Origin of the sequence: Salinibacterium sp. dk2585 (genome assembly GCF_008001035.1) — a bacterium.
In the GTDB taxonomy this organism is placed as follows: domain Bacteria; phylum Actinomycetota; class Actinomycetes; order Actinomycetales; family Microbacteriaceae; genus Homoserinimonas.
Genome location: NZ_CP042856.1, coordinates 466,773 through 492,535, shown reverse-complemented (window position 1 = coordinate 492,535; position 25,763 = coordinate 466,773). Strand labels below are relative to the sequence as shown.

Below are 25,763 nucleotides of genomic sequence, written 5' to 3'. Positions count from 1 at the left end.
TCACTGAACGGGAGAATGAGGCATCCGCCCCACTGACTGTCGGATGCCGCGGGGCGGCGGTTAGCGGCAGGGGCTAGATACTGACGCCCTGGCTGCGGAGGAAGGCGACCGGATCGGTCGTTCCGCCGCCCGGACGCACCTCGAAGTGAAGGTGGCACCCGGTCGAGGTGCCTGTCGTGCCGACGTGCGCGATGAGCTGGCCCGGGCCGACGCTCTGGCCGACACCCACTCGCAGTCCGCCCGCGACGATGTGCCCGTAGGCGGTCGCGAGGCCATTGCCGTGGTTGATGCGCACGTAGTAGCCGTAGCCGCCGTTCCAGCCCGCGTACTCGACCGTGCCGGCGTGGGCCGCGAAGATCGGCGCGCCGCAACCGGGCGCCAGGTCGACGCCGCCGTGGAGCGTGCTCGCGCCGCGCTTCGGGGGCACGCGCCATCCATAGCTGCTCGAGATGAAGCCACCGGACGGTCGAGCCCAGCCTGTCGCCGAAACGACGCCCGCCGAACCCTCACCCCAGAGCGCCTTGATGCCGGCCGTATACTCGGCCTCGGTCGCGATGCGGTTCTCCTTGAGGGAGGCGAGCTGCGCCTGCAGGCGAGCCCTATTCTCCTGCTCCTCCTCGAGGGCCGCGGCCGCAGCATCCGCCGCCTTCTGGGCGATCTCCATCTTCTCCTGGGCGACCGCCGCCAGCTCCTCGAGCGCAGCCTTCGCGAGATTCGCCTGGTCGGTCAGCGACTGGGCCGTGTTCTCGTCCTGCTTCGCCTTCGCGAATACGCCGCTCGACTGCTCGTTGACCTTCGAGGCCATGCCTAACTGGTTCAGCAGGTTCGCCGTGTTGCCCTCGCCGAAGAGGAGGGTCGCCGTGATGTCGGGGCCGCCGACGCGCTGGGTGCGGGCGGCGAGCTGGCCCGCCTGCAGCATCGACGCATCCGCCACCACTCGGGCCGCATCGGCCTGGGCCTGCAGCTGCTGGGCGCGGTAGGCGGCCTCGTCGTAGGCCTGCTGGGCAACGAAGTACTCGTCGCCGCGCTTCACGGCGGTCGCCTGCTTCGCCTTGACATCGGCCTGCAGCGCCTTCAGCAGCGCCTCGATGCGCGCAACCTCGGCCACCTTCGCCGCCTCGTTGTCTCGGGCCGCGAGAACGTCGTCCCAGCTGGGATAGTCGGCAGCCACGGCCGACAGCGGGCGGGGGTCGCCCACAACGGCGCCCGTCACCGCGACCGCCGCGGCAACAGCGACAGCCAGGACGAGGCGGAGCCGGGACATCCGGGGCCGAACGCTTGCCGTCGCCATGCTTCCTCGACTCCTGCTGTGAGATCAGGCGGGGCCCCCAAAGCGGCGCACCCCGGTGGCGCACAGGCGGGATGCTGCGCACCGAATGCCCCGAATCTAGCCCGCCGAAGCGCGCCCAATGGGGAGCAACGCGCACTTTCTCGGAGAGTCCACTGCCCACCCCCAGACGGGCGCAAAATGAAAACGGATGCTCAGTTTGGCAAAACGCCCCGGCATCCGTATGCTTGTCGTTCGGTAGCTACGAAGGATGTTTCTTCACGGCCCCATCGTTTAGTGGCCTAGGACACCGCCCTTTCACGGCGGCAGCACGGGTTCGAATCCCGTTGGGGTCACCACAACACAACATAGTTTCATAGCTTGGCCCTGTAGCGCAGTTGGTTAGCGCGCCGCCCTGTCACGGCGGAGGTCGCCGGTTCAAGTCCGGTCAGGGTCGCAAGGCACGGTACACTCTCGCCAGTGTTCCGTGCCTTCTTCATCTGGTTTCGCACCAGGTGCGGCTCTGTAGCTCAGTTGGTAGAGCGTTCGACTGAAAATCGAAAGGTCACCGGATCGACGCCGGTCGGAGCCACTGGACCCTCACCTAGCTTCTACATGGTGGGGGTTCTTTTCGTTAAGCGGACAAAGGCGACGCCAACACTAGAGTGGCCGGATGAACAACGTATTCCTTCAGGCGAACATCGTGGGGTTCATCTTCGCCTTCGTTGTGATCGCCATCTCGTTGCTCGTTTTTTGGGCGATCATCCGAGGGGCCGTGCTTTCTGCCTTGCGGCAGTATCGCGCGGAGGCACCTCGCACTCGCACCGAACTCACGGAGTGACCGGCTCCTTCTCCTTTCCTGTGACGGCGCACAACAGCAGCCACCCCGGCCTCATCTGGGGCGTCAAGGAGAGCTTCGTGCGCTACGCGAGTGGAACCGGCGGCGACGTCCGGGTGTCGGAGGGTGCGACATCCGCCGACGGGCTCGTGCATTTTCCCCTCGTCGACCAGTCGGACTTCGAACTCGCAACCGCCCGCGGCACGATCCGTTTCGGCGGGAACGTGCGTTTCTCAGGGCACTCCGGGGCGCTCGACCTCACGCTCGCCGAGCCGTGGCTCGAATCGGATGAACGCGGCGCCCCTCTTCAACGGGGTCTACGGCACGGGTGAGCGCTTCGATGCGCTGACGCTGCGGGTCTGGGATCGGTAGTTCGGGTTTCGATACGGCCCTGGCGGGCCTATTCAACCGGCGGAAAGGACCCTGGCGACCCACTCAATCTGCGGGGCTACTCACCCCGCGGGGCGGAGCATCGGGAGGTGCGGAATGCCGTCCTCGATGTACTCGGCGCCGTCGACCGCGAAGCCGAAGCGGGCGTACCAGTCGGCGAGGTGACTCTGTGCATCGAGACGGATGGCCGCGGTGCCGCAGCGAGCAATGGCATCCGTCATCAGGCGGGCTGATAGGCCCAGCCCCCGGGCCGACGGCGCGGTAGCAACCCGGCCGATGCGCATGCCCTCGGGATCCGTGAGCAGGCGGAGCGTCGAGAGCACCTCACCGTCGCGCTCGGCCCAGAACTGCACCGTGCCAGGCTCAAGGTCTCGGCCGTCGATGTCGTCGTAGGCGGCCTCCTGCTCGACCACGAAGACGGCGCTGCGGAGCCACAGGATGCGGTAGAGCACTTCGGCCGGGAGGTCTCGGGTGGGCGCGGAGTGGAAGGTCACGGGCATCCGTCGATCATCGCATCCGCCGGCGAGGATCGGCGCGACCCCTCTCGCCACAGCGATGCGGCCGTGTGTGCGTGATGCGCCTCCCCGGCTGCGCGCATCGCGCACGAACGGACGCATCGCCGTGAAGGACAGCGCACGAAGGGACGGATGTCACACTTTCGCGACCCGCGGTGTCTGACCTTGTGAACGACCACCACAAGGAGGACACCATGGCCCGCGACGGGGGCGGACTGCGTCGCGCGGCCCTGCGGCCCATTGCGGGTGCGGAGAAGGTGCTGCGCTTCGGCCTCGGCGTCATGCAGAACCCGGATGCCCCCGTCGAGCTGCGCATCGGCGAGCTCAACGGCCGCGCTGCCCTCATCGCCGTGGGCGCGCACGGGGTCGACACCGTGGCGACGTTCCTGCTCGACGGCGGACTCATCACCGAGGTCTATGTGGTGCGCAACCCCGAGAAGCTCCGCCACGTCGCGATCAGCTGAGCCACTCCCGCTCGAACTGCTGGGCGGGCATGGGGCGGGGTGAGGCCGGACCGGAGGACGAGGGGGCACCCTCCGGCCCGACCGGCTCAGTGCTCCTCAGGGAGGAGAGCCCGCACCTGCCGCATGATCTCGGTGAACTCATCCGAGAGCGGGTCGCGCGGGTAGGAGAGCGGCACGGCCACCTCGGTGGGAGCACCGGCCGTGCCGTGGCTGAGCGCGATCACGCGGTCACCGAGATACACGGCCTCTTCCAGGCTGTGGGTGATGAACAGCACGGTGCTTTCCGTCTCGCGCCGGATGCGCGTGAGCTCCTTGTGCATGATGCCCCGCTGGATTGCATCCAAGGCACCGAAGGGCTCGTCCATGAGCAGGATGGACGGTTCGAGCGCGAGTGCCCTCGCGATCGAGACCCGCTGCTGCATGCCGCCCGAGAGGCGATAGACCTCGCGGTCGGCAACATGGCCGAGGCCGACGATGTCGAGGTACTGCTGCGCTCGCGCAAGTCGCTCTTTCTTGCGCATGCCCCGGATCCGAAGGCCGACGGCGACGTTCTCGAGGGTGGTGAGCCAGGGCAGGAGCGCGTAGTCCTGGAAGACGACGGCACGATCGGGGCCTGGACCCTTAACCGGCTTCCCCGCGACGGTGACGGTGCCCGAGTTGGGCTTGTCGAAGCCGGCGAGGATGTTGAGCAGGGTGGACTTGCCGCAGCCGGAGGGCCCGATGATCACGACGCATTCGCCGCGCTGCACCTCGAGGTCGAGGCCGCGGAGCACCTGGTTCTCTGTGCCGTCACTGGAGGGGAACGTGCGCACGATCTCGGCGCACGTGACGATTGCGTCAGCCATTCTGGATGCTCGTCTCTCTGTGCCACTTGAGCACGCTGTTCTGGACGATCACGACGAGGCGGTCGGAGAGGAACCCGAGCAGGCCGAGGGTGATCATGGCGGAGATGATGACGTCGTAGCGGCCCATGGAGTAGGCGTCCATGAGGGTGTAGCCGATGCCGGCCCGCACCGAGAGCATCTCGGCGACGACGACGAGCACCCAGGAGAGGCCGACGCTGAGGCGGATGCCGATGAAGATATTGGGCAACGAGGCCGGCACGACGAAGTGGCGCAGCAGTTGGAAAGTATTGGATCCGAGCATCCGCCCCACCCGGGTGAGGGAGCCGGTGACGCCGCGGATGCCTTCCATCGTGTTGAGGAAGATGGGGAAGAAGGCGCCGAGCGCGATGAGGAACACGGCCCCCTGGAAACCAAACCCGAAGAACACGAGCGTGAGGGGTACCCACGCGGTGCTGGGGATCGGCCGGAGCATCTGCACGAAGGGGTCCACCAGCTCGCCGAAGGGGCGGAAGTAGCCGGCGAGCACCCCGAGCACGACGCCGAGGACGAGGGCGACGGAGAAGCCGAGCAGCACACGGCCACCACTGGCGCCGATCGCCTCGATCCAGGTTCCGTCGTACGGACCGCTGCCCGTGCCGAAGATCCAGGTGCCGAATGCTTCGACAACCTTCCACGGCGCGGGGAGGGAGGTGCGGGGTATGAGTTCGAGAATCGAGCTGAGCGACCACACCGCCACGAGGGCGATGGGAAGGACGCTTCCGAGGAGCAAGCGTCTCGCGAGACCGGGTTTCATGTGGTGCACCTTCTGTCAGCGGCCCGTACGAACGGGAACGGGGTTACTTTGTGGCGGCCTGCACGAAGGACTCGTCGACGTAGTCGTCGACCTCGTCAGTCAGGTCACGCTCGAGGTGGCCGAGCTCGAAGAAGAGCTTGGCGAACACCTTGGTCTCTTCCACGCCGAGGCCGAGCTCGTAGCGGTTGTTGGCGAGCGCCATCTCGGCGGTCTCACGGTCGATGCCCATGAGTTCCATGCCGACCTCGATGTTGAGCTCCTCGTCGGATGCGAGCGCGGCGGAGGCCTTGGCGATCGTGTCGACGAAGGCCTGCACTGCCTCGGGGTTCTCTTCGGCCCAGGTGCCGTTGGCGACGAAGATCGTGTTGATGTCGCCGGCTTCCGTGTCGTACGGCGTCGCGAAGAGCTCGGCGTAGCCACCGACCTGCATGAGGGTCGCGAAGGTCTCCATCGTGAAGGCGCCATCGAACTCGCCGAGGCGGATGCCTTCGCCGTGCTGCGAGAAGTCGGTCACGTTGATGAGTTCGATCGACTTCTCGACGTCGATGCCGTGGTGCTCGAACGTCGCGATGGCGAGGGCCTCGTTGATCGAGCCGCGGGATGCCGCGATCTTGAGCTTGCGCTCCTCCAGGAGCTCCTTCAGCGCATCCCAGTCACCGTTCTCGATGCCGAGCTCGCTGCTGAGCATGATGCCCGAGTTGCCGCGGGTGTTGCCCGAGATCTGGAGCAGGTCCTGGCCCTGCTCGATGCCGCGCAGCAGGTGCACGGGGGTGAGCATGCCGATGTTGATCTGGTTGCTGTTGAGCGCGGTCTGCACGTCGACGGCGGTCTTGAAGAGTTCGGACTGCAGCTCGATCGGCTCATCCTCGGCAACCGTCTCGGCGTGGTACGCCGCGAGGTCGGCGGTGGACTTGAGCCAGCCGAAGACGACGGTGGGGTTGGCATCCGCCGAGTCGTCGGCTTCGGTGCTGGGCGCGCAGGCGACGAGCGTGAGCGCGACGGCGGTGCCGAGCGCCGCGGCGATTGCCTTGCGGAACCGTGGTGTTCTCAATGTGTCTCCAATATGTGGTGCTCGCAGGGAGCGGGGTGGGGGTTTAGGCCGCGTCAGGTCGGTAGATGATGACCTTCATCGGGGTGGGGTTGTGGTTGTTGGTGACGGCTCGCTCCGAAGGGCACGCCGAGGCGGAGACGATGATGCGCCGCTCCGCGACGAGCTCGAAGATGTCGCCCGGCTCACTCGGCGAGGGGTAGAGCCGGGTCGTGCCATCGTGGTCGTGCTCGAGCTTGAGGAAGGCGGTGAAGCATCCCTCTTCGAGGTCGTCGGGGGTCATGCCGTAGTCCGCCATGGCGGCGACGAGGTTCTGCTTGCAGTTGGGACTGCCCTCGATGCCGTAGCGGAGTTCGTTGACCGCGTCGGAGCAGTAGCCGCCGTCGGCTGCCGCGACACCGCGGGTGTCGAGCCCCACGGTCGCGAGCTTCTGGCCCTGCTTGGCGTAGATCGTGACCCCGGTCGTGAGCTTGTTGGTGCCGCCGGCGAGGATGGTGTTGCTCATGGATGCGACGTTCTTGATGTTGTCGGCGTCGTAGAGCATCACATCCATGACCTGCTGGCCTGCGACGTTGACGATGCGGATGACGTCACCAGCCTCGACGACGCGGGCGCGGAGGAAGCCGCGAGCGGGCACGAGCACGTCGTGGAGGATCTCGCCGGGCACGTCGGCGCTGCCGAAGTCCTTGAGCTCGTCATCCCATGCGACATGCTCTCCGGGCTTCCAGTAGGTCTTGAGGTCAGGCTTCATCTTGGGCTCCATCACGATCGTTTTGTGCTGTGGCTCAAGTCAAGCGAGCGCCGTATTTCGGCAAAGTTTCGCGCGCCGGGCTGAGGCAATTTGTGTCCGGTATCTCAGACACACCCTAGAATCGGGGGGACGAGAGGGGCAGATCATCGATTCGAAGGCTCCCGCGGCGAGCGCGACCCTGGCGATCCTGCGTCTCATGTCGCGCTTCCAGCGCCCCATTGGTGCTCGCCTCATCGTGGACGAGTTGGGCCTGCCCCGTTCGACCGTCTACCAGCTGCTCAAGATCCTCGTCGACGAGGGCTTCCTCGTGCGCCTCGATGGCACCCACCGCTATGCGCTCGGCATCGCCTCGTTCGAAATCGGTGCTGCGTTCTCCTACCATCAGCCCCTCACCCGCCAGGGCCGACAGGTGTTGAACGAGATCGTGCGACACACCGGCTACAGCGCGCACACCTGTGTGCTTCACGGGCGCGACGTGCTCTACATCGATGAGGTGCGTGACCCGTCCCAACCTCCCCTCGTCACAGAGGTGGGAGTGCGGCTCCCCTCACACCTGACCGCGAGTGGGCGCTCGATCCTTGCCGAGCTGCCGAGAAGTCAGGTTCGGGCGCTCTACCCCGACCGCAACGCCTTCACGACCCGCCACGGCACCGGGCCCGCGGGCCCGGCGGCGCTCGCGCGCACGCTCGACCGGGTGCGCAAACTCGGGTTCGGGTTCGTCGATGACGACGTGACGCCGGGCATGTCTTCCGTCGCGAGCATCGTGCGTGATCCCTACGGTCACCCCATCGCGAGCATTGCCCTCACGTTTGCCACGAGTGAGGTGGACCGCGCCGAGGATGCATCGGAGGAGGCGGGCCTCGATCGCCGTCGGCGTCTCGCGAGCCTCACAGCGCAGGGCGCGCTCGAACTCGAGGAGCGCCTGTATGGGCGGCGCCGCTGAGCGCGCAGCTGTCGCCCTCAGCGCGCCCGGAGTTCCACCTGGGCTATCGCCAGCGGGCCGTCCCCCGACAGCGCGACGGTCTCCGACGGAGGGATGACGAGGGCGTCGAGGGCCTCCATGCAACCGAGCGGATGCACCCGCACCGGGCCATCGAGGGCGACCACGACCACCCACTGGGCGGGGCTTGTGCGCACGAGGGCTTCGCCCTGAAGTTGCATGACCGAGAGCGCGCCCCGGCAACGTCGGCGGTCCACCATGAGGTTGAGGTCACGCGAGGGGGCGTGCACCTCACGGGCCGCGACATCCGCCTCGCCGGTGAAAGTGACCGTCGAATGACGTTCGATGAGGCGCCGCGTGCCATCGATATCGAGTTCCAGGCCCGGTTCGTCGAGCGGCACGAGCCAGCGGTCAACGTGGCGGAAGGGGGAGAACTCGGAATCCTGCGCGATCGTGGCAATGCTCACTCGCCAGGCGAAATCACTCAGGCCCGCCCCCTCCGGGCCCGCCGCAACCTCGCTCGTCAGCCCTTCACCGTTTCGCCACGGCGTCGCCACACGGTCACCGGCGCGGACGAGACCGAGTCCGCTCACGACCCGAGCGGTGTGGTCTCGGCGACGCGCTCGCCATCGGCCCACACGGCCGCCGTCAACGGCACACCCGGCCGATACGCAAGATGAGAGATGGAAGGTGCCTCAAGCACCTGGAGGTCGGCCCGGCCCCCAACCTTGATCATCCCCACGGCGTCGGGGCTGCCTGCAAGGCCCAGGGCCTCGGCGCCGCCGCGGGTCGCGGCCCACACCGCCTCCTCGATCGAAAGGTGCATCTGCAGCACCGCGGTGGCCACGCAGAACTGCATGGAGGTCGTGTAGGACGTGCCCGGGTTGCAGTTGCTCGCAATCGCCACCGTGGCCCCCGCGTCGATGAGCGCTCGAGCGGGAGCGAGGGGCTCGCGGGTGGAAAGGTCACAGGCCGGCAGGACGGTCGCAACCGTGCCGGAGTCGGCAAGCGCCGCGATGTCGTCATGGCTGAGCGCATTGCAGTGGTCAACACTCGCCGCCCCCAGCTCGACCGCGAGGGCGACGCCCCCGGAATGGCCGAGCTGGTTGCCGTGCACGCGCAGGCCCAGCCCGGCGCGGCGACCCGCCTCGAGCACCTCCCGGCTCTGCTCCACGTCGAAGGCACCACCCTCGCAGAAGACGTCGATGAAGCTCACCCAGGGCAGCACGGCATCGAGCATGGGGCCGGTCACGAGATCGAGGTACGCGCGCGCATCCATCTCCTGGGGCACGACGTGTGCCCCGAGGAAGGTCACGACATCGGCACCCTCGGCGGCGATGCGGGCGCAGCGGGCCTCGGTCTCGACATCGAGGCCGTAGCCCGTCTTCGTCTCCAGGGAGGTCGTGCCCTGGCGGAGCGCTTCCCGCCGGAGCCGGGCAAGCGTGTCGGCGAGCTGCGCCTCGCTCGCGGCGCGCGTCGCCGCCACGGTCGTTGCGATGCCACCCGCCGCATACCGTTGGCCCGCCATGCGCGCCTCGAACTCGGCGGATCGGTCGCCGGCGAACACCATGTGCGTGTGCGAGTCGACCCAGCCGGGCAGCATGGCCCGGCCGCCGACGGAGAGCGACTGGTCGGCGTCGGGTGCCCCAGCGGCGGGGCCGATCCAGGCCACCCGCCCGCGATCGACGACGATGGCGGCATCACGGATGCGGCCAAGCTCGGGATCATTCGTTGTGAGTTCACCGATGTCGGTGATGAGCTGTGAGCCAGTCATGGTGCATCCTCCGATGGCGTTTCGATCGCGGCGGGTTCATCGAGGCGGCGCAGGCCCCGGGAGAGGAGCGAGACCGGGTCCGCGCTTGTCTCTGCGCTGAGGACGAGGCGCCCCCTGTCGGCCACGATCTCGCCCCCAACAATGACGCGCATGACATCCGAGGCGGTCGCGGAGAGGGCAAGCTGTGCCGATTCCGACCCGATCGTGCGCACCGAATTCCCATCGAGTTCGACGAGGTCGCAGTGCGCACCTTCCCGCAGCCCGCCTTGCAGGCCGAGCGCGCCGTATCCGGCGACCGAGAGCGCGTCGAGGAGTACGGCGGGGGTGAAGCGCCCGCGCAGGCCAGAGGCGAGGCGCTCCCCCGCCTCGAGCCCGCGCGCCTCAAGCAGCGGGTCGACGACGGCGTTCTGGTCTGACCCCAGCGCGATCGTCGCCCCCGCGCCGGCGAGGCGCAACGCTGGGCCGATGCCATCGCCCAGGTCGGCTTCGGTCGTTGGACACATGACGACCGTGACGCCCGCCTCGCCGAGCATCCGCACGTCGTTATCGCTCAGGTGGGTCGCATGCACGACGCTGAGCCGCGGCGACAACGCGTCCAACTGCGCCAGCAGGCCCGTAGGGGTAACGCCGTGTTCGCGCAGGCAGTCGGCATTCTCCTGCGGCTGCTCCGAGAGGTGGATGTGCAGGGGCACGTCTGCGGGCACCGAGCGCACGATCTCGGCGATGGCATCACGGGGCACCCCCCGCACGGAGTGGATGGCGGCGCCCAGCACGACCCCATCGGGCAGTGCGTCTCGCAGTCGCCACCAGCGCGCGAGCCACGCGTCAGCCGAGCCGTCGGTGAACGCGAACTGGGCGGGGGCGAGCGGCTGGCCGATGCCGCCCGCGAGGTAGCAGGTGTCGAGGAGCGTGAGCCGGATGCCGACGCGGCTCGCCGCCTCAGCGAGGGCCAGCTCCATGGCATGGGGGCGGGGCCATCCCGAGCCATCGGGCCGGTGGTGCACGTAGTGGAACTCACCGACCGCCGTCCACCCGCTCGTGAGCATCTCGCCGAACACCCCGAGCGCGAGCTCGTGGTAGGTCTCGGGGTCGAGGCGCGCGGCAGCCGCGTACATGCTGTCGCGCCACCGCCAGAAGTCGCCGCCCTTGTCGTGCGTGCGGCCCCGCAGCGCACGGTGGAAGGCGTGCGAGTGTGCATTGCCGGCCCCCGGCATCACGAGGCCCAGCCTCGCGTCACCCTCGCGCGGCGGCGTGCCGCGTTCGATCGCAGCGATCCGGCCGTCGGCACTCGAGTGGATCCGCACGTCTGGCACCGCAACACCGTCGATGAGCGCGGTCTGGCAGTGCAGGATCACAGAAGCCCCCGCAGGATTGCCTCAAGGGCGCGGACCCCGGCGATGCAGTCATCGAGCGTCGCGTGCTCCTCTGGCGAGTGGGACACCCCGCTCGGGTTGCGCACGAAGACCATCGCTGTGGGCACGCGCGAGGCGAGCACGCCCGCATCGTGGCCGGCCCCGGTCGGCAGCACGGGCACTCCCCCGAGCCCCGCGACGAGACGGTCGCGGAGGGCGGTGTCGAACGACACCCGCCCGCTCCAGGATTCCTCGGCAATGCTGACGAGACAGTCCTCCGCGGCTGCGGCTTCCGTGGCCAGTTCGGTGATCTCGCCGACAAGCGCGCGGATGTCGGAGTCCTCCTGGCTGCGGGCGTCCAGCCACACGGAGACCCGCGAGGGGATCACGTTGGTCCCGCCCGGCACCGCTTCCATGCGCCCCACTGTTGCACGGTCGTCTGCGCGGGCGGCCGCGGCATCCCGTATCGCGACGATGGAGCGTGCGGCGGCGACCATCGGGTCGCGGCGATCACGCATCCGAGTCGCGCCCGCATGGTTCCCCTCCCCCGCGAAGTCGAGCCGCCAGCGACCATGGGCCAGGATGCTCGAGGCCACCGCGAGCGGACTGTCGAGGTCGATCAGGCCACGGCCCTGTTCCACGTGGAGTTCGATGAAGAGTCCAATGCGCCCCATTGCGTCGCGATCAACCCCGAGGTGGCGGGAGGGAACGCCGTTCGCGTCGGCGGCCTCCGCGAAGCTGACACCGTCGGCATCCACGAGGGAGCGCGCCCGGTCGGCCGAGATCGCACCCGTCATGAGGCGGGAGCCGAGGCAGGCCACGCCGAAGCGGGACCCCTCCTCCTCAGCGAAGACGATGACGGCGCACGGTCGGCTCGGGACGAACCCCTCCACCTTGAGCATCGCGATGGCGTCGAGCGCACTGACGACGCCGAGCGGCCCGTCGAACTCACCGCCGCCCGGCACGGAGTCGAGGTGGCTGCCGACGACGACCGCGTCTGCGCCCCGCGCACCCCACCACGCCCAGAGGTTGCCGTTGCGATCGACCTCGACATCAAGTCCGAGCTCGGCGGCGCGCTCCATGAACCAGGCGCGCAGTTCGAGCTCGGCACCCTGCCAGACGTGACGGGAGTACCCGCCGCGACGGGCGTCCCTGCCGACCTCGACGATGTCGTCGAGGCCAGCGAGGCGACCGTGGGCAACAGCCGGTGCGGCGAGGTTCGTCATTCGGTCTCCCACATGGGCACACGCAGGCCCCGCTCGCGTGCGACCTCCGAGGCGCGTTCGTAGCCCGCGTCGACGTGGCGCATGACACCGGTACCGGGGTCATTGACGAGCACCCGTTCGATCTTCTCCGCAGCCAGGGGGGTGCCATCAGCGACGAGCACCTGCCCAGCGTGGATTGAACGGCCGATCCCGACACCACCGCCGTGGTGGAGCGAAACCCAGGTGGCTCCCGACGCCGTGTTCAGCAGCGCGTTGAGGAGCGGCCAATCGGCGATCGCATCCGAGCCATCAGCCATGCCCTCGGTCTCGCGGTAGGGCGAGGCGACGGAGCCGGAGTCGAGGTGGTCACGGCCGATCACGATGGGGGCGCTCAGCTCCCCAGAGGCCACCATCTCGTTGAACTTGAGACCAGCGAGGTGGCGCTCCTTGTAGCCGAGCCAGCAGATGCGTGCCGGAAGCCCCTCGAAGTGCACCTTCTCGCTCGCGCCCGTGATCCACCTGCGCAGCTTCTCATCCTCGGGAAAGAGTTCGAGGATCGCTCGGTCGGTGGCCGCAATGTCGGCGGGGTCACCCGAGAGCGCCACCCAGCGGAATGGCCCCTTGCCCTCCGCGAACAACGGACGGATGTAGGCAGGCACGAAACCAGGGAACTCGAAGGAGCGCGGGTACCCGCCGAGCAACGCCTCTGCACGAATGGAGTTGCCGTAGTCGAAGACCTCAGCGCCGGCATCCTGGAACTCGACCATCGCCTTGACCTGCTTGGCCATCGTGCGGCGGGATGCCTCGGTGAAGGCCTCCGGGTCGGCCTCGGCCTTGGCGTGCCACTCGTCGAGGGCGACTCCCTCGGGTAGGTAGCTGAGCGGGTCGTGCGCCGAGGTCTGGTCGGTGACGATGTCGACTGGCACCTCGCGGGCCAGGATCTCGGCAAACACGGTCGCCGCATTGCCGACGAGCCCCACGGAGAGGGCGCGACGCTCGGCCTTCGCGGCGAGCACACGGGCGAGCGCATCGTCGAGGTCGTGGGTCATCTCGTCGAGATAACCGTGCTCGACGCGGCGGCGAAGGCGCGCGGGATCGACGTCGACAATCAACACGGCACCGTCGTTCATGGTGACGGCGAGCGGCTGTGCGCCGCCCATGCCTCCCGCACCGCCCGTCAGCGTGAGCGTGCCAGCGAGGCTGCCCCCGAAGCGCTTGTCGGCGACGGCGGCGAAGCACTCGTAGGTGCCCTGAAGGATGCCCTGGGTGCCGATGTAGATCCACGAACCCGCCGTCATCTGGCCGTACATCGTCAGCCCCGCCTGCTCGAGGCGGCGGAACTCGGGCCAGCTCGCCCAGTCGCCGACGAGGTTCGAGTTGGCGATGAGCACGCGCGGCGACCACTCGTGGGTGCGGAACACCCCGACGGGCTTGCCCGACTGCACGAGGAGCGTCTCATCTGCCTCAAGCGTCTCGAGGGTGCGCACGATGGCGTCGTAGGCCTCCCAGTTGCGCGCCGCCTTGCCGGTGCCCCCGTAGACGACAAGCTCCTCGGGACGCTCGGCCACCTCGGGGTCGAGGTTGTTCATGAGCATGCGAAGGGGCGCTTCGGTTGCCCAGGACTTCGCGGTGAGCTGCTGGCCTCGCGCGGCACGCACGGGACGGGGAAGGTGCTGGTTCACGATCGGTTCCTCGATGTCTGGTTGGGGATGGTCAGGAGAGTTCTGCGACGGTGGCGGCGGCCTCGAGCACGGCACCGCCGCGCACGGCCTCGACGACGAGTTCGATCTCGGGCGAGAGGTGGCGGTCGCTGCCGGGGCCGTCGACCGTCTCCCTCACCTTCGCGAGCACGGCCCCCGTGGCCGGCCCGGGAAGGAGGGGCGCGCGCAGGTCGAGCGCACGGGCGGCCGTCATGACCTCGATCGCGATGACCCGGCTGAGGCCATCGACCGCGGTGCGCAGCTTGCGAGCCGCGGCCCAGCCCATCGACACGTGGTCCTCCTGCATCGCCGAGGAGGGGATCGAATCGACGGATGCCGGCACCGCGAGTCGCTTGAGCTCGGAGACGATCCCCGCCGCCGTGTACTGGGCGATCATCAGCCCGGAGTCGACGCCGGCATCATGCGCGAGGAAGGCCGGGAGGCCCTGGCTCCTCGCCGGGTCGAGCATCCGGTCGGTGCGACGTTCGGACATGCTGGCGACATCCGCGACCGCAATCGCAAGGAAGTCGAGCACGTAGGCGACGGGGGCGCCGTGGAAGTTGCCGTTGGACTCGACCCGCCCGTCGGGGGTCACGACGGGGTTGTCGACGGCAGAGGCGAGCTCGCGGCCCGCGATGAGGTCGGCGTGGGCGAGGGTGTCGCGGGCAGCGCCGTGCACCTGGGGTGCGCATCGCAACGAGTAGGCGTCCTGCACGCGAGTGCAGTCCTCACCGCGATGGCTCGCCACGATCGGCGAGTCCGCCAGGAGTCGGGACAGGTTGCCGGCGGAGACACCCTGGCCCACCTGCGGCCGCAGGGCCGAGAGGTCATCGGCGAAGACCGCGTCGGTGCCGAGGAGCGCCTCAACGCTCATGGCCGCGGCGACATCCGCGCTGCTGAGCAGCATCCGCAGGTCGTCGATCGCGAGGGCAAGCATCCCGAGCATGCCGTCGGTGCCGTTGATGAGGGCGAGCCCCTCCTTCTCGGCGAGCACGACGGGGGTGATGCCCGCCGCGGCGAGGGCCTCAGCGGCAGGCATGACGACCCCCTTGCGATCACGCACCGTTCCCTCGCCCATGACCGCGAGGGCGCAGTGCGAGAGCGGGGCGAGGTCGCCCGAGCATCCCAGCGAGCCGTACTCCCGCACGATGGGGGTGATGCCGGCGTTGAGGATGCCCACGTAGACATCAGCTGTCTCGATCCGCACGCCCGTGCGCCCGGTGAGGAGGGTCGAGAGACGCAGCAGCATGAGGGCGCGAATCACTTCGCGTTCCACCTCTGGGCCAGACCCGGCAGCGTGGGAACGCACGAGGCTCTGCTGGAGCTGGGTGCGCCGGTCACTCGCGATGTAGGTGTTCGCGAGCGCACCGAACCCCGTCGAGATGCCGTAGTGCGGCGTCGGGTCGCTTGCGAGGCCGTCGATGATCTCGCGGCTCGCAGAGACCGCCGTGCGCGCCATATCGCTGATCACGACGCGGGCGTCGTGTCGAGCGACCGCGACGACCTCCTCGATCGTGACCGGCCCGACGCCGACGCTCACTGCTGCGGGGATGGCTCGTGTGTTCATGTCTCAATCTCACGACACAGCGGTGTCGTTCACGGGCTCGTGAACGCACCTGCTGTCTCAGATATGAGACAGTCAGAAGGCGCAAGACGATCGCGAGGAGACCCCATGCCGAACCTGAGCGACCCTTCACCCGCCGCGCGCCAGACACTCGAGATCCTCACCCACCTCTCCGCCCAGCGAGGCCCCGTCGCCGCGTCGAGCATCGCGCACACGCTGGCCATCCCCCGTTCCACCGTGTACCGGCTTCTCGGCGTGCTCGAGGCCGCCGGTTTCGTGATCCACTTCCCTGAGGCACGCCGCTACGGGATCGGCCTCGCGGCATTCGAGATCAGCTCTGGCTTCTCCCGCCAGGAGCCCCTCACGAGGCTCGGCGGTCCCGTGCTCGCGACGCTCGTCGACCACCTGGGCGAGAGTGCCCACCTCGCCGTCCTCCACGGGCGCGACGTCATCTACCTCGTCGAGGAGCGGGCACCCCGGCGCCCTTCGCTCGTGACCGACGTGGGCGTGCGTCTGCCCAGTCACCTCACCGCGAGCGGACGCGCGCTGCTCGCAACCCTGCCCAAGGCCCAGCTCCGCGCCCTGTTCCCGGATGCGAGCGCCTTCGCCCAGCGCGCCGACCACTCCGTCAACAGCTATTCAAAGCTCACACGGATGCTCGATGACACCCGCACCCGCGGCTACGCAACGGAAGAGGAGGACATCACCCCCGGGCTCGCATCTGTCGCGGTTGCGGCACTCGACCACAGCGGATGGCCCGCCGCGAGCATCGCCGTCACCTTCGCGGCAGACATGCCTCGCGAGCGCTGGCACGAGATCGCTGACGAGGCAAGCAGGGCCGCAACGGAGCTCTCCCGTCGCATCCGGGGCCGGGCACCGAGCGCAACGCGACCGGAGAGGGGCCCGGCGGGGACGCGCCCGATCAGCTGAGCCACTCCCGCTCGAACTGCTCGGCCGGCATGGGGCGCGCCAGGTGGTACCCCTGGGCCCTGTCGCATCCGAGCATCCGCAGCACCTCGTACTGCTCCGCGTCCTCGACACCCTCCGCCACGACGCGCAGCCCGAGGCCCCGGGCGAAACCGATGACGCCCGCGACGATGGAGCGGCCGGCGGCGGTGACGCCCGAGACGAAGGACCGGTCGATCTTGAGTTCGCCGACGGGCAGGTTGCTCAGCTGGGTGAGCGAAGAGAAGCCGGTGCCGAAGTCGTCGATCGAGATCACAAAGCCGAGCTCGCGCAGCCGATGCAGCTGCGCCTGGGGCACGCTGCGGTCGGAGACCAGTCTCGTCTCGGTCACCTCGAGCGTCAGTCGATCGTTGGGGAGCCCGTTCGTGCTGACGGTGCGCACGACCCGGTCTGAGAAGGTGGGGTCTTCGAGTTGGTGCACGGCCACATTGACCGACATCTCGAGCGGATGCCCGGATGCCGCCCAGCGCGCCGCATCCGTGCATGCGGTCTCGAACACGAAGTGGCCGATCTCGCGGATCGAGCCGTTGTACTCGGCGAGGGGGATGAAGCGCACTGGGCTGACCTGGCCCAATCGCGGGTGGTTCCACCGCACGAGGGCCTCGACCCCCACGAGTGCTCCATCATGCAGCCTGACCTGCGGCTGGTAGTAGACCTCGATCTCACCGTTGCGCACGGCCGAGCGCAGGTCGGAGTCAAGCCCCGCATCCTCGGGATCCTCGCGCTTCTGGCCTGCCCGGTAGGCGAGGCGTTGCGCGGTCAGGTCGGCGCGGGCGAGGGAGATGAGCCTCTGGGCGACGGTGGGGCCGAAAGCCTCGACGGCCTCGGCCGGGGACCGCGCAACGTCGGCGCTCACGGCTCCGCCGACCGCGAGCCCCGCATGGACGGTGTCGTCGCCCACGGCAAAGGGGGCGAGGAAGGCGTCGAGGAGCCGACTCACCGTGGCCTCGAGATCCTCGGGGCGGGCTCGAATCACGATCACGAAGTCGTCGCCGCCCAGGCGTGCTACGAAGCCCTCATCGCCGATCGTGCTGACCAGTCGCGCGGCGATCTCTCGCAGCACCGAGTCCACGACGGCCGTCGGATAGGTCTCCCTGATGGCGGTGAACCGGTTGACATCGCAGGCCAGCACGACAACGCCGTCGCCACCGTGTTCCGCCAACTCGGCCATCCGTTCGGTGATGTGCTCCTCAAGCATCCGTCGGTTGGGTAGCCCTGTGAGGGCATCGTGTGTCATCGACCAGTCGATCGCCTCTCGAAGCCGGCTGTGGCCGAGGGCGACACCCGCGAGTCCGGCGATGGCCATCATCCGCTCGTGCAGTGTGTCGTTGAGGGTCGTGGGTGGCGGCGTGCTCGCCCAGTGGCCGCCGATGATGCCGAGGAAGCGCCCCCCGATCTGGACGGGGGTCAGGCCGAGCGCTTCGAAGTCAAAGGTCTCCATGAGCTCGCGCGCCCACGCCGAACTCGAACGGTGGAGGAGCACCGGCATGCCGGAGTCCATCAGCTCGGCAAGGTCGGGGCTCTCGGCACGCGTGCTCTCCCAGGCACGCACCATCTCCGCCGCCGCGCCGCCCCAGCCGCTCAGCCCAGCCATGACGAACCGTGCCGAGTTGTCGTCCCAGAAAAGCACCACCGAGCGGTCCGAACCCCAGAGGGCGGGCACGGCATCCGCGATGACCTGCGCAACCTGGCTGCCCGTTGTCGCGCGGCTGAGCTCCCGGGAGACCCGCAGCATCATCGCCGCCGTCTCCTGTCCGCGCTCGGCAAGCGTGCGGTCGGCCACGAAGTCGGTGATATCCCGCTGCACACTCACGAAGTGCGTCGCGACGCCGCCCCGCCGCACGGGCGCGATCGAGAGGCCGTTCCAATAGGGCGTGCCATCCCTGCGGTAGTTGAGCACCTCGCCGATGAAGGTCTCCTCCGACTGGATGGCGGCCCGCATCGCCTCGATCAGCTCGGGCTGCGTCTCGGGTCCCTGCAGCAGCGCGCAGGTCTTGCCGACAAGTTCCGCGCGGTCATAGCCCGTCATGCGGCACACCGCATCGTTGACCGCGACGATGCGCTCCTCGGCGTCGGTCACGAGCACGCCCTCGTGGATCGACCCGACGATCATCTCGCGAAGCTCCGGATCGTTCCCGATGGAGAAGGCCCACTCGCCCACCCCGGTCGGCCGCTCCATCAAGAGCCCCCGACAAGCGGGACTGCCGGGAAGACGTGCTCGACCGTGAGCGGCGCGATGACAGCATCACCCGTGTCGGCGGGGTCGAACCAGCGCACCTCAGCGATCTCGGCCGCTGCCGCGACGGGGGCGTCGGTCACGAGCGTGAAGACCTCGCAGTCGACCATCCAGCCCGGCTCATTTGCCGCCGCGGAGGAGAACCGACCGAGAGGCGTGAGCGAGTCGGGGTCGACCTCGAGCGTCAGTTCCTCGGCGAGCTCCCTCACGACGGCGTCGCGCGCCGTCTCGCCCGGCTCGATCTTGCCTCCCGGCTGCATGAAGGCGTTCGTGCCCTGCTTGCGCACGAGCAGTGCCCTGCCCCGGCTGTCGAGCACGAGCGCAGCCGCGAGGGTGAAGACGCCGCCCGTCACTGGAAGGCCTCGACCGCGTTGATGATGACCGGGCCCAGCACCATGATGAAGAGCACGGGCATGAGGCAGAGCATGAGCGGGAAGGTGATCTTGACAGGAATCTTCATCGCCTGCTCCTCCAGCCGCTGCCGTCGCCGCATCCGCACTTCATCCGACTGTATGCGCAGCACTGTGGAGATCGGCACCCCGTAGGCGTCGGCCTGGATGACGGCGCGCACGAAGCGATCGAGGTCGGGCAGCTGCACCCGGTCGGCGAGCGCACGGTACGCCTCCCGGCGCGTGACGCCCAGTTGCATCGCCTGGAGCGTGCGGCCCAGCTCCTCCGCGAGCGGGCCGCGCCCGTTGTGCACGATGCGCGCGAGGGCGGCTTCGAAGCCCAGGCCCGCCTCGACCGCGATCGTGAGTTGGTCGAGCGTGTCGGCGAGCGCGGCGTCGATCGCCTTGCGCCGGTCCCCCGCCCGACCGGTGAGGTAGATCTCCGGGCCGAACCAACCCAGCACGACGAGCGCAATTGCGAGCAGCCAGCCGATCGGCGATGCCGTGCCGACGCCGATCAGCACGCCGAGGACGAGGCCGAGCGCGGCGAGCACGACCTTGCGCTGCAGCATCCGCTCGACCTGCTCGGCAGGACGCCCCGCCGCGTCGACGAGCCGAGTGATGCGGCCGACGGATGCCGCGGGCATGAGCCTGCGGACCCCGCCGCGGGAGGCCCCCTGGGTCGCCCCCTTCGTGGCAGGGCCCGCCGCCGCCTCCGCCGCTCCGCGGGAGAGGTTGCCGCGGGCGTGTGCGTGTGCGTCGGGGACCAGCAGCAGCCACCCGAGCGCGAGCACGCCGAGCACGAGCACGGCCATGCCGAGCATCAGCATGGGCGACCTCCCCCGTCTGCGATCACAGCGGCATCGCCACCAGTCGTCGGATCCAGATGCCGCCGATCAGCAGGAGCACGGCCGAGATCCCGAGCAGCGCCCAGCCGATCGGTGACGAGATCATGGGCGCGAGGAAGCCAGGGTTGATGAGGCTCAACAGGAGCGGCACGACGAGCGGCAGCGCCATGAGCACCCAGGCGGAGAGCCTGCCGTCGGCGCTCAGCGACTGGATCTGGCGTCGCATCTGGTTGCGGTCCCGCAGCGTCTCAGAGACCTGGTCGAGCACCTCCGCGAGGTTGCCGCCGACTTCGCGGTGGATGTCAACGGCCTGGCTGACCCATTCGAAGTCGGTGCTGTGCATCCGCTGGGCGATGTTGTCGAGGGCGTGACCCAGGTCGCTGCCGACTCGCACCTCGTTGACGGCTCGCACGAACTCGCGCGCGGTTGGCTGGGCGGCCTCCTCCGCGACCGTGTCGAGCGCCTTGAGCAGGCTGTTGCCCGCGCGGAGCGAGCTCGCGAGCAGTTGGAGCGTGTCGGTGAGCTGGTCTTCGAAGCGGCGACGGATGCTGTCGGCCTTCAAGCGCAGCGCGAAGGGCGTGCCCAACGGCAGCACCAGCACGGCGAGCACCCCGAGCAGCGGCACCGTGAGTCCGCCGAGGATGACGCCGGCGGCGATGCTCACCGCGAGGGTGCGCAGCACGACGCGACCGGGCGTGACGCCACCACCTGCCAGTTCGATGTCCGCCGAGAGCGACCCGCGGTATCCACGCGGGAGCATGGCCGCCACAGCACGCTCGAGGGCGGCGATCGCGCCGGGTTCGGCTGCGGCATCCGGATCGTCGGTCGCGGGCGAACGGTGGATGCGCGGCGGGAGGATGACGCCGATGACGAGCACCAGCAGGCCGATGCCGAGGAGCAGGGCTCCGAGCACGAGCTCCATCAGCGACCCGCCCCGGGGGCGCCGCTCGGCGGGATGAACGCGTCAGCCGGCACGGTGATGCCGAGTTCCTGGAAGCGGTCGGCAAAGGCGGGGCGCAGGCCGCTCGGGCGCACGGTGCCGAGGAAGCGCCCGTTGGGGTCGACGCCCGCGGCGTGGTCGAACTCGAAGGCATCCTGCAGCTGGATGCGATCGCCCTCCATGCCGACGACCTCCGTCACGTTCGTCACGCGGCGGGTTCCGTCGCGCAGGCGCGTGATCTGCACGATGACGTCGATCGACGAGGCGATCTGGTCGCGGATGGCGCGCAGCGGAAGGTCGAGGCCACCCATGAGCACCATCGTCTCGAGGCGCGAGAGGGCATCCCGCGGCGAGTTGGCGTGCAGGGTCGAGATGCTGCCGTCGTGGCCCGTGTTCATGGCCTGCAGCATGTCGAGGCTCTCCCCGCCGCGCACCTCACCGACGATGATGCGATCGGGACGCATTCGGAGGGAGTTGCGCACGAGGTCACGGATGCTGATCTCGCCGCGGCCCTCGATGTTGGCCGGGCGGCTCTCGAGCCGCACGACGTGGGGCTGCTGCAGCTGCAACTCAACGGCGTCCTCGATCGTGACGATGCGCTCGTCTTCGGGGATGAACGACGAGAGCACGTTGAGGAGCGTCGTCTTGCCCGTGCCGGTTCCGCCCGAGACGAGGATGTTGAGGCGCGCCTTGACGCACGCGTCGAGCACGGTCGCGAGCTGCGGCGTGAGGGTGCCGAAGTGCACGAGGTCCTCGGCCTGGAAGGGGTCACGCGAGAACTTGCGGATTGTGAGGGTCGAGCCGTCGACCGCGAGCGGCGGGATGATCGCGTTGACACGCGAGCCGTCCTCGAGGCGGGCATCGACGAGCGGCGACGATTCGTCAATGCGCCGACCAACGCGCAGCACGATGCGCTCGATGATGTTGCGCAGGTGCTGCTCTGACGCGAAGCGCACGCGGCTCCGTTCGAGGTGACCGGAACGCTCGATGTAGATCTGGTTGGGCCCGTTGACCATGATCTCGGTCACCTCGTCGTCGTCGAGGAACCGCTGCAGCGGGCCGAAGCCCAACACATCGTCGATGACCTCCTGGCTGAGGCGCGTGCGCTCCTCGGTCGTGAGGGGCAGCTCCTCCGCCGCGACGATCGTCGCAAGCTCGCGCCGCACGAGTTCGTGCAACTGCTGCTGCGTGAGGGTCGTGTCGGTCAGGCGGGAGCCGAGGTTGGCGAAGAGCGCCTGCGTCGCGCGCGCCTTGAGCTTGCCGAGGGCTTCCCTTGGCGGCGGGAGCGCGCCCGTGCGCTCGGCCGCCGGCTGGGGAGCGGGCGCCTGCTCGGCCCTGCGCGCGGCGGCAAGGCGATCGGCGAGGCTCATTGCTGGGCTCCCCGACGCGTGCGGATCAGCTCGACGAGCTGGCGGAGCGGCTTCACGATCCGTCCCCGGCGAGCGGACTGCACGAGCGGCACTCCCTCATTCGTCGAGAGCCGCACCGAGCGATGCGCGGGAATCACGACGTCGGCCGACCTGCCGAGCGTGCTCTCGGCATCCGCCACGACGAGGCCGGCGCGCGCATCGGCATTGTTGATGACGAGGTGCTCGCGCTTCGCCCGCAGGCCGAGTTCCGTCAGCACGTCGAACTCCTTGCGGAGGCCCCGGATGCTCGGCACGTCGAGTCCGCAGACATAGACGGTGTCGGTGGCCTGCTCCAGCGCGGCCAGCGTGTGCTCCGACAGCCCGGGGACGGTGTCGACGACGACATAGCGGTACTCGTGCGCGAGCTGGCCGAGCAGGTGGGAGACGTGTTCCGCCGTGATGCCGCTCGCGCCCTCAGGGGTCTCGGGCGCACAGACCGCGAAGAGTCCGCTCTCGTGCTCGGCAAGGAAGGTCTTGAGCACCATCGTGTCGTTGCGCGCGGGGCCGAAGACGGCATCCTGCAGCCAGCGGTCGGGCGTGAGGCGCAGCGCGTTCGCGACGTCGCCGAACTCGATGTCGAGGTCGACGATGACGGTCGAGCGGGGCTCCGCCGTCGCGAGGCCGACCGCGAGGTTCGTCGCGATGGTCGTCTTGCCGCTGCCGCCCTTCGACGAGACGACGACGATGAGCTGGGATGCGGGCTCCTCCCCCGCGTGTGCCGTGCTCTCCTCGAGGAGGGCGGCGCTGAGCCGCTCGCGGGCAGAATCCCGAGCACTCGCAATCGTCTCGGTCCACACCTCGGACGCTTCGGCCGGGTCGAGGATGTCGCGGATGCCCGCGCGCATCGCCGCACGGAGGGTCGCCGCATCCGCCCCACTCACGAGCAGGAGCGCGGCGCCGGGCCAGTGCGTCGCGATGCGGTCGGCAAGCACGAAGGAGCCGGCGACGGCGTCGGGGCCAAGGATGACGGTGTCGGGGTGCTTGCCCCGGATGGGCGCCGTGATGCGCGCGCCACCGTCGGCCTCCGCGTCAGCGAGGGCCCAGGCCTCGAGTTCCGTCGCCTCTTCGCCGAGTGCCTCCGAGACACGGGCGTGCAGCGCGGTGTCGTCGCTGACGACCAGGTAGTGCTTCACTGTGCCAGCCCCTCGCGCGTCAGCTCTCCCGAGACCGTGTCGTCGAGCTCCTCCGGCTGTTCCGTGAGCCAAACGCTGCCGTACTCGAGCGAATAGACGATGCTGCGCGCCTGCTCCGCGGTGACGGCGAGCGTCACGGTCACGTTTTCGGTGACCTCCGCGCCGTCATCCGACACGCCACCCTGCACCCGCAGCACCTGCACGCCGTCGAGCAGCAGTTGCGTCGAAGGCAGTCCATCCGCCGTGGCGATCGAGACGAACACTCCGACGAGGTCGCCGGCCTGCACCGTGCCCCCCGCCGCGCGTTGGGTCGGCAGCGAGAAGCTCAGCTGCTGCGTGCCCTCCGGAACGGATGCGTCGCTCTCGTCCGCCGCGACGAAGCGCGCGTCGAAGACCTGCTCCCCCGGCAGCAGGTCGGCGGATGCGACGCGGTCGCCGAGCTGCTCCACCGACGACACGGTGCCCTCAGCGACCGAGAGGGCCGGCAGCTCCTGCACCGCGACGCTCGTGCCGAGGTCCGCGGCGACCGTGCCTGCCGGCACGAACTCCGTCACCACCAGCACCGGGCGAAGCTCGACCCCTTCGAGGGCGCGCTGTTCCGCGTTCGAGGCGTAGATGAAGACGAGGATCGCCCCCGCGACGGCGAGGAGCGCCGCGACGACGACGGCGATGACACGGTTCTTGAACATGTGCTGTGATCAACCAATCAGTCTTGCGGAGCCGGGCACTGTCGTGCCGCCGGTAGATGTGACGATATCGGGGTGGTTGGGGTTCCACGGGAGGAACCGGCCGACGATGCGGGAGCTGTTGACCTGGGTCACTTCGAAGATGGCAAACTCGCTGACCCGGTAGCTGTTGAAGATCAGGATGCCGCTCGGGTCGTCCCAGAGGGCGACGATGACGGGCGAGGAGGGCACGCTGCAGGAGGAGAAGAGGCGGATGTCGGCACGCACGCGCTCACCCATCGTGACCCTCTCCGTGCCGCAACTGAACAGGCCGCCGATGTAGACGGCCTCCCTGGGCCACGCAATGACGTTCCCGTAGCAGACGGACGAGCTCGAGAGCCCGTAGGTGATCGGTTGCACCGTCAGCTCGGTGCGCTTCTGGCAGCCCTCGAGCGCGATCGGGTAGACGTTGGCGCGAGAGACGGTTCCCGCACTCGTGACGGAGGGGGTCCAGGCCGCCGTCGCCTCAGCCTCGAGGTCGGCACCGATGAGCCCAAGCGTGTGCATGAGCGAGAAGCTCACGGAGCCCTCGGCGGTCACCGTGACCCGCCGCGACGTGGTGTCGAGCGTCGCGGACGCTGCGCTGGCCTCGTTCTGGGTGGCCAGTGCGAGGCCCGTGCCGTTGGCGCGGCACTGGGCCGTGTTGCCGGAACTGCAGTCGTTCGCGATCGCGAGGGCCGCGGCATCCGCTGCGACCTGCAACTGGCTGCGCTTGGCCTCCACGCCGCCGTAGTCGACCACGAAACCGAGCATGCCCAGCATGAGCACGCTGAGGATCGCGACCATGACGGCCGTCGCACCCCGCTCGTCGCTCCGGAGGTTGAGCAGCACCCTTAGCCGTCGCCGCGCCCACGCCGCGAGGGACCGCTCGTAGCCGCTCATGCCCCGCACCTCATGACGGCCTTGCCGCTGAGCTCGATACCCCCAGTGAACATCCCGCTGATCGAGTTCAGCCGGTAGTTCACGATCGTGACCGTCACGTTGGTGCCGGGTGCACAACTCGCAGGCGAGACGGAGACGTTCTCCGCGGTGAGCGCGGGCGAGAGCGACGGCGCAGCGGCGACCGCCGTCGACTTCGCCTGGGCCAGCGGCGCACCCAGCGCCGCCGCCCGGGCGCCCTCGCGCGCGGACGCCGTCACCTGGATCTGCGCGTTGTAGATGAGCCCGAACTCAACGATCGCAAAGATCACCATCAGGAGCACCGGCACCACGAGCGCGAACTCGACCGCGACCGCGCCGCGCTCATCGCCTCGCATCCCTCGCATGCATTCCTCCCGGGGAATACGCGAACGACCCGGCCGACGCCGGCCGGGTCGTCGCATGATCTGACTACGGGGTGGGCTTGGTGCTGCCCACGCTGCCGGGAAGGATCCCCGTGAAGAAGGTGGACAGCTGGTCGCCGAAGGCCCAGAGCGCCGCAGCGACAACAACAACGATGACGCCGATCAGGATCGCGTACTCGACGGCGCTCGCGCCGCGCTCTTCGCGACCGAGACGGTCGTTCACGAAGCCCTGCAGGGTGATGAGGAACTTGGTCATGTGAGACTCCAATCGGTGGTGCAACCCGGCCGACCCCCGACGGGCCCCGTTGGCTTTGCGTCCCCGAATCTCTCCGGGTTTGCCTTTGCTGTTCTCTGGGTCTGCAATGTCTGCAGTAGTCAAAGATTAGGC

General features: G+C 68.9%; 27 protein-coding genes, 3 tRNA genes and 1 riboswitch. Of the genes, 8 read left to right on the top strand and 22 right to left on the bottom strand.

Features of this window, described 5'->3' with window-relative positions; translation table 11 throughout:
* Positions 1-73: 73 nt before the first annotated feature.
* Complete coding sequence (locus FVA74_RS02305; protein ID WP_168220025.1) at positions 74-1,264, bottom strand: peptidoglycan DD-metalloendopeptidase family protein; 1,191 nt, start codon at positions 1,262-1,264, stop codon at positions 74-76.
* A gap of 286 nt (positions 1,265-1,550) precedes the next feature.
* Between FVA74_RS02305 and FVA74_RS02300 the strand changes: the two genes are divergently transcribed.
* From FVA74_RS02300 to FVA74_RS13510, 5 genes are all read left to right on the top strand, one after another.
* Positions 1,551-1,626, top strand: a tRNA-Glu gene (locus tag FVA74_RS02300).
* A gap of 24 nt (positions 1,627-1,650) precedes the next feature.
* A tRNA-Asp gene (locus FVA74_RS02295) sits at positions 1,651-1,724 on the top strand.
* Between the two features lie 62 nt (positions 1,725-1,786).
* Positions 1,787-1,859: transfer RNA gene (locus tag FVA74_RS02290), tRNA-Phe, on the top strand.
* Positions 1,860-1,940: 81 nt separating this feature from the next.
* A complete protein-coding gene (locus tag FVA74_RS13515) occupies positions 1,941-2,108 on the top strand; it encodes a hypothetical protein (RefSeq protein WP_168220024.1) in 168 nt (55 codons plus the stop codon).
* Entirely contained in the window at positions 2,105-2,437 is a 333-nt protein-coding gene (locus FVA74_RS13510) for an HtaA domain-containing protein (RefSeq protein ID WP_168220023.1), read from the top strand. Before FVA74_RS13515 ends, FVA74_RS13510 begins: the two co-directional genes overlap by 4 nt.
* A 120-nt stretch (positions 2,438-2,557) precedes the next feature.
* On the opposite strand, the gene FVA74_RS02280 is transcribed toward FVA74_RS13510, so the two are convergent.
* Positions 2,558-2,995, bottom strand: a complete 438-nt coding sequence (locus tag FVA74_RS02280; RefSeq protein ID WP_147720176.1) for a GNAT family N-acetyltransferase — start codon at positions 2,993-2,995, stop codon at positions 2,558-2,560.
* Positions 2,996-3,204: 209 nt separating this feature from the next.
* Here FVA74_RS02280 and FVA74_RS02275 point away from each other — a divergent pair, with 209 nt between their 5' ends.
* Positions 3,205-3,474 carry a hypothetical protein gene (locus tag FVA74_RS02275; protein ID WP_147720175.1) on the top strand — a complete coding sequence of 90 codons (270 nt, stop codon included), beginning with the start codon at positions 3,205-3,207 and terminating at the stop codon, positions 3,472-3,474.
* Positions 3,475-3,560: 86 nt separating this feature from the next.
* On the opposite strand, the gene FVA74_RS02270 is transcribed toward FVA74_RS02275, so the two are convergent.
* Genes FVA74_RS02270 through FVA74_RS02255 form a run of 4 tightly spaced genes read right to left on the bottom strand, consistent with a single transcriptional unit; the run spans position 3,561 to position 6,923 of the window.
* Positions 3,561-4,319, bottom strand: a complete 759-nt coding sequence (locus FVA74_RS02270) for an ABC transporter ATP-binding protein (protein WP_147720174.1) — start codon at positions 4,317-4,319, stop codon at positions 3,561-3,563.
* On the bottom strand, positions 4,312-5,112 hold the full coding sequence (locus FVA74_RS02265) for an ABC transporter permease (RefSeq protein ID WP_147720173.1): 801 nt from the start codon (positions 5,110-5,112) through the stop codon (positions 4,312-4,314). The genes FVA74_RS02270 and FVA74_RS02265 overlap by 8 nt, the downstream gene beginning before the upstream one ends.
* A gap of 43 nt (positions 5,113-5,155) precedes the next feature.
* On the bottom strand, positions 5,156-6,163 hold the full coding sequence (locus FVA74_RS02260; RefSeq protein ID WP_168220022.1) for an ABC transporter substrate-binding protein: 1,008 nt from the start codon (positions 6,161-6,163) through the stop codon (positions 5,156-5,158).
* Positions 6,164-6,206: 43 nt separating this feature from the next.
* Positions 6,207-6,923, bottom strand: coding sequence for an urea carboxylase-associated family protein (locus tag FVA74_RS02255; protein ID WP_147720171.1), 717 nt, complete (start codon positions 6,921-6,923; stop codon positions 6,207-6,209).
* 76 nt (positions 6,924-6,999) lie between these two features.
* Here FVA74_RS02255 and FVA74_RS02250 point away from each other — a divergent pair, with 76 nt between their 5' ends.
* The gene (locus tag FVA74_RS02250; protein WP_370454494.1) at positions 7,000-7,854 is read left to right on the top strand and encodes an IclR family transcriptional regulator; all 855 of its coding nucleotides are present in this window, start codon (positions 7,000-7,002) and stop codon (positions 7,852-7,854) included.
* Positions 7,855-7,871: 17 nt separating this feature from the next.
* Here FVA74_RS02250 and FVA74_RS02245 read toward each other — a convergent pair whose 3' ends face one another.
* From FVA74_RS02245 to hutH, 6 genes are read right to left on the bottom strand one after another with little or no spacing between them, the layout of a single operon-like run.
* Positions 7,872-8,444 carry a HutD family protein gene (locus tag FVA74_RS02245; RefSeq protein WP_168220021.1) on the bottom strand — a complete coding sequence of 191 codons (573 nt, stop codon included), beginning with the start codon at positions 8,442-8,444 and terminating at the stop codon, positions 7,872-7,874.
* Entirely contained in the window at positions 8,441-9,625 is a 1,185-nt protein-coding gene (hutI, locus tag FVA74_RS02240; RefSeq protein WP_147720168.1) for an imidazolonepropionase, read from the bottom strand. Before hutI ends, FVA74_RS02245 begins: the two co-directional genes overlap by 4 nt.
* Positions 9,622-10,980, bottom strand: a complete 1,359-nt coding sequence (locus tag FVA74_RS02235; RefSeq protein WP_240792279.1) for a formimidoylglutamate deiminase — start codon at positions 10,978-10,980, stop codon at positions 9,622-9,624. The genes hutI and FVA74_RS02235 overlap by 4 nt, the downstream gene beginning before the upstream one ends.
* Positions 10,977-12,203, bottom strand: a complete 1,227-nt coding sequence (locus FVA74_RS02230) for an allantoate amidohydrolase (RefSeq protein WP_147720167.1) — start codon at positions 12,201-12,203, stop codon at positions 10,977-10,979. The genes FVA74_RS02235 and FVA74_RS02230 overlap by 4 nt, the downstream gene beginning before the upstream one ends.
* Positions 12,200-13,864: a urocanate hydratase gene (gene hutU, locus FVA74_RS02225; protein ID WP_147720166.1), complete on the bottom strand. Its 1,665-nt coding sequence runs from the start codon at positions 13,862-13,864 to the stop codon at positions 12,200-12,202. The genes FVA74_RS02230 and hutU overlap by 4 nt, the downstream gene beginning before the upstream one ends.
* Before the next feature lie 31 nt (positions 13,865-13,895).
* Positions 13,896-15,449, bottom strand: a complete 1,554-nt coding sequence (hutH, locus tag FVA74_RS02220; RefSeq protein ID WP_147720165.1) for a histidine ammonia-lyase — start codon at positions 15,447-15,449, stop codon at positions 13,896-13,898.
* A 105-nt stretch (positions 15,450-15,554) separates the two neighbouring features.
* Between hutH and FVA74_RS02215 the strand changes: the two genes are divergently transcribed.
* Positions 15,555-16,376, top strand: a complete 822-nt coding sequence (locus FVA74_RS02215) for an IclR family transcriptional regulator (RefSeq protein ID WP_147720164.1) — start codon at positions 15,555-15,557, stop codon at positions 16,374-16,376.
* Here the strand turns inward: FVA74_RS02215 and FVA74_RS02210 are convergent.
* From FVA74_RS02210 to FVA74_RS02165, 10 genes are all read right to left on the bottom strand, one after another.
* On the bottom strand, positions 16,369-18,591 hold the full coding sequence (locus tag FVA74_RS02210) for an EAL domain-containing protein (RefSeq protein WP_147720163.1): 2,223 nt from the start codon (positions 18,589-18,591) through the stop codon (positions 16,369-16,371). The genes FVA74_RS02215 and FVA74_RS02210 overlap by 8 nt on opposite strands.
* Positions 18,591-19,001: an NUDIX domain-containing protein gene (locus FVA74_RS02205; RefSeq protein ID WP_147720162.1), complete on the bottom strand. Its 411-nt coding sequence runs from the start codon at positions 18,999-19,001 to the stop codon at positions 18,591-18,593. Before FVA74_RS02205 ends, FVA74_RS02210 begins: the two co-directional genes overlap by 1 nt.
* A complete protein-coding gene (locus FVA74_RS02200; RefSeq protein ID WP_147720161.1) occupies positions 18,998-19,867 on the bottom strand; it encodes a type II secretion system F family protein in 870 nt (289 codons plus the stop codon). The genes FVA74_RS02205 and FVA74_RS02200 overlap by 4 nt, the downstream gene beginning before the upstream one ends.
* A gap of 22 nt (positions 19,868-19,889) precedes the next feature.
* Positions 19,890-20,807 (bottom strand): type II secretion system F family protein, encoded by a 918-nt coding sequence (locus tag FVA74_RS02195; RefSeq protein ID WP_147720160.1) that lies wholly within the window; start codon positions 20,805-20,807, stop codon positions 19,890-19,892.
* Positions 20,807-22,195 (bottom strand): CpaF family protein, encoded by a 1,389-nt coding sequence (locus tag FVA74_RS02190; protein WP_147720159.1) that lies wholly within the window; start codon positions 22,193-22,195, stop codon positions 20,807-20,809. Before FVA74_RS02190 ends, FVA74_RS02195 begins: the two co-directional genes overlap by 1 nt.
* The gene (locus tag FVA74_RS02185; RefSeq protein ID WP_147720158.1) at positions 22,192-23,367 is read right to left on the bottom strand and encodes an AAA family ATPase; all 1,176 of its coding nucleotides are present in this window, start codon (positions 23,365-23,367) and stop codon (positions 22,192-22,194) included. The genes FVA74_RS02190 and FVA74_RS02185 overlap by 4 nt, the downstream gene beginning before the upstream one ends.
* Positions 23,364-24,056, bottom strand: a complete 693-nt coding sequence (gene cpaB / locus FVA74_RS02180) for a Flp pilus assembly protein CpaB (protein ID WP_147720157.1) — start codon at positions 24,054-24,056, stop codon at positions 23,364-23,366. The genes FVA74_RS02185 and cpaB overlap by 4 nt, the downstream gene beginning before the upstream one ends.
* Positions 24,057-24,065: 9 nt before the next feature.
* Positions 24,066-24,974 (bottom strand): pilus assembly protein TadG-related protein, encoded by a 909-nt coding sequence (locus FVA74_RS02175; protein ID WP_147720156.1) that lies wholly within the window; start codon positions 24,972-24,974, stop codon positions 24,066-24,068.
* Positions 24,971-25,357 (bottom strand): TadE/TadG family type IV pilus assembly protein, encoded by a 387-nt coding sequence (locus FVA74_RS02170; RefSeq protein WP_147720155.1) that lies wholly within the window; start codon positions 25,355-25,357, stop codon positions 24,971-24,973. The genes FVA74_RS02175 and FVA74_RS02170 overlap by 4 nt, the downstream gene beginning before the upstream one ends.
* A gap of 64 nt (positions 25,358-25,421) precedes the next feature.
* Positions 25,422-25,631, bottom strand: a complete 210-nt coding sequence (locus tag FVA74_RS02165; protein ID WP_147720154.1) for a Flp family type IVb pilin — start codon at positions 25,629-25,631, stop codon at positions 25,422-25,424.
* A gap of 16 nt (positions 25,632-25,647) precedes the next feature.
* A riboswitch (cyclic di-GMP riboswitch) is annotated at positions 25,648-25,725 on the bottom strand.
* Positions 25,726-25,763: the final 38 nt, after the last annotated feature.

What these genes read in the sequence shown, in the direction of transcription:
- FVA74_RS02305 (WP_168220025.1), bottom strand. Translation starts at nt 1,264, where the DNA reads ATGTCCCGGCTCCGCCTCGTCCTGGCTGTCGCTGTTGCCGCGGCGGTC.
- FVA74_RS13515 (WP_168220024.1), top strand. Translation starts at nt 1,941, where the DNA reads ATGAACAACGTATTCCTTCAGGCGAACATCGTGGGGTTCATCTTCGCC.
- FVA74_RS02280 (WP_147720176.1), bottom strand. Translation starts at nt 2,995, where the DNA reads ATGCCCGTGACCTTCCACTCCGCGCCCACCCGAGACCTCCCGGCCGAA.
- FVA74_RS02275 (WP_147720175.1), top strand. Translation starts at nt 3,205, where the DNA reads ATGGCCCGCGACGGGGGCGGACTGCGTCGCGCGGCCCTGCGGCCCATT.
- FVA74_RS02270 (WP_147720174.1), bottom strand. Translation starts at nt 4,319, where the DNA reads ATGGCTGACGCAATCGTCACGTGCGCCGAGATCGTGCGCACGTTCCCC.
- FVA74_RS02265 (WP_147720173.1), bottom strand. Translation starts at nt 5,112, where the DNA reads ATGAAACCCGGTCTCGCGAGACGCTTGCTCCTCGGAAGCGTCCTTCCC.
- FVA74_RS02255 (WP_147720171.1), bottom strand. Translation starts at nt 6,923, where the DNA reads ATGGAGCCCAAGATGAAGCCTGACCTCAAGACCTACTGGAAGCCCGGA.
- hutI (WP_147720168.1), bottom strand. Translation starts at nt 9,625, where the DNA reads ATGACTGGCTCACAGCTCATCACCGACATCGGTGAACTCACAACGAAT.
- FVA74_RS02230 (WP_147720167.1), bottom strand. Translation starts at nt 12,203, where the DNA reads ATGACGAACCTCGCCGCACCGGCTGTTGCCCACGGTCGCCTCGCTGGC.
- hutH (WP_147720165.1), bottom strand. Translation starts at nt 15,449, where the DNA reads ATGAACACACGAGCCATCCCCGCAGCAGTGAGCGTCGGCGTCGGGCCG.
- FVA74_RS02215 (WP_147720164.1), top strand. Translation starts at nt 15,555, where the DNA reads ATGCCGAACCTGAGCGACCCTTCACCCGCCGCGCGCCAGACACTCGAG.
- FVA74_RS02210 (WP_147720163.1), bottom strand. Translation starts at nt 18,591, where the DNA reads ATGGAGCGGCCGACCGGGGTGGGCGAGTGGGCCTTCTCCATCGGGAAC.
- FVA74_RS02200 (WP_147720161.1), bottom strand. Translation starts at nt 19,867, where the DNA reads ATGCTGATGCTCGGCATGGCCGTGCTCGTGCTCGGCGTGCTCGCGCTC.
- FVA74_RS02195 (WP_147720160.1), bottom strand. Translation starts at nt 20,807, where the DNA reads ATGGAGCTCGTGCTCGGAGCCCTGCTCCTCGGCATCGGCCTGCTGGTG.
- FVA74_RS02190 (WP_147720159.1), bottom strand. Translation starts at nt 22,195, where the DNA reads ATGAGCCTCGCCGATCGCCTTGCCGCCGCGCGCAGGGCCGAGCAGGCG.
- cpaB (WP_147720157.1), bottom strand. Translation starts at nt 24,056, where the DNA reads ATGTTCAAGAACCGTGTCATCGCCGTCGTCGTCGCGGCGCTCCTCGCC.
- FVA74_RS02175 (WP_147720156.1), bottom strand. Translation starts at nt 24,974, where the DNA reads ATGAGCGGCTACGAGCGGTCCCTCGCGGCGTGGGCGCGGCGACGGCTA.
- FVA74_RS02170 (WP_147720155.1), bottom strand. Translation starts at nt 25,357, where the DNA reads ATGCGAGGGATGCGAGGCGATGAGCGCGGCGCGGTCGCGGTCGAGTTC.
- FVA74_RS02165 (WP_147720154.1), bottom strand. Translation starts at nt 25,631, where the DNA reads ATGACCAAGTTCCTCATCACCCTGCAGGGCTTCGTGAACGACCGTCTC.